Here is a 1,213-nt window from a genome sequence, read left to right as displayed (position 1 = left end):
TTTTTACCAAAGTTAACTCAGGAAGGCTTTACATGGAGGGGCGGGCATGATAGGCTTAATTGCCTTGGCGATACGAGTTTACGAGTTATCGCCTGATCGCAAGGAATCATGCCCGTAGAGGCTCCATGTCAAGCCTGGCTCGAATGTGGGCGTTATGCAGATAGTTCCGCCTGCAGCCGGTCTCCGAAATGGATGGCAAGCTGTGATATACATTCTTTCCAACTTCGAAGCGGCATAGTCCATTTTTTGGATGCATCTATTGTGGCAAGATAGATAATCTTCCGCAAGGCATCATCCGATGGATAAGCCGTTTTTGTTTTGGTTACTTTTCGAAGCTGGCGGTGATAACCTTCGATGATATTGGTCGTATAGATCATTCTGCGTATTTCCGCCGGATAGCTAAAATAAGCCGTTAGCTCGATCCAGTTATTCTCCCAAGAGCGAATAATAATAGGGTACTTCTTGCCCCATTTCTCTTTGAAAGCAGCGAATGCAGTTTCAGCATCCTCTAACGTTAGGGCTTGATAGACTCTCTTCAAATCAGCCAATACAGCTTTTTCTTCCTTAAAGGGAACGTATTTCATAGAGTTTCGAATCTGATGAATGACACACAGTTGGATCTGTGTCCGTGGAAACGCCGCGTTAATGGCTTCAGAGAACCCAGAAAGACCATCCTTACAAGCGATAAGTATATCTTCAACGCCTCGGCTTTTCAGCTCTGTACAAACGTTTAACCAAAAGCTCGCACTCTCATGTTCACCAATCCAAATGCCTAGAATATCCTTCTGCCCAGACATACTGATGCCCAGAACACTGTATGCTGCCTTGTTGATGATACGGCTATCCTGACGAACCTTGAAATGGATTGCATCTAAAAACACGATAGGATAGACCCTTTCAAGAGGTCTTGACTGCCACTCAGATACTAATGGCATGATCTTATCGGTAACCTTACTGATCATTGTAGGAGACACTTCAATACCATACAGATCCTTCATGTGATCCTCAATGTCACGAGTAGACATGCCTTTTGCATACAAGCCGATAATCTGCTCCTCTAAGCCGTTCACGCTCGTTTCATGCTTTTTAACGACTTGAGGCTCAAATTCGCTGTTTCGATCACGTGGAACGTTCAGTTCGGTGTTACCAAACTTCGTTTTAATTGTCTTTTTGGTATAACCGTTGCGGCTATTTCCCGTGTTGTCGCCATCCG

At 44.6% G+C, this 1,213-nt stretch carries 1 protein-coding gene; it reads right to left on the bottom strand.

Annotated elements, in window-relative coordinates; all coding sequences use genetic code 11:
• Positions 1-152: 152 nt before the first annotated feature.
• On the bottom strand, positions 153-1,213 hold a 1,061-nt coding region (locus tag KXG62_RS33795; protein WP_218096396.1), incomplete at its 5' end, for an IS256 family transposase.

The organism is Paenibacillus solanacearum, assembly GCF_910593845.1.
Taxonomy (GTDB): Bacteria; Bacillota; Bacilli; order Paenibacillales; family NBRC-103111; genus Paenibacillus_G; species Paenibacillus_G solanacearum.
The sequence above is the reverse complement of the archived record's forward strand: the minus strand, read 5'-3'. Positions and strand labels throughout refer to the sequence as shown.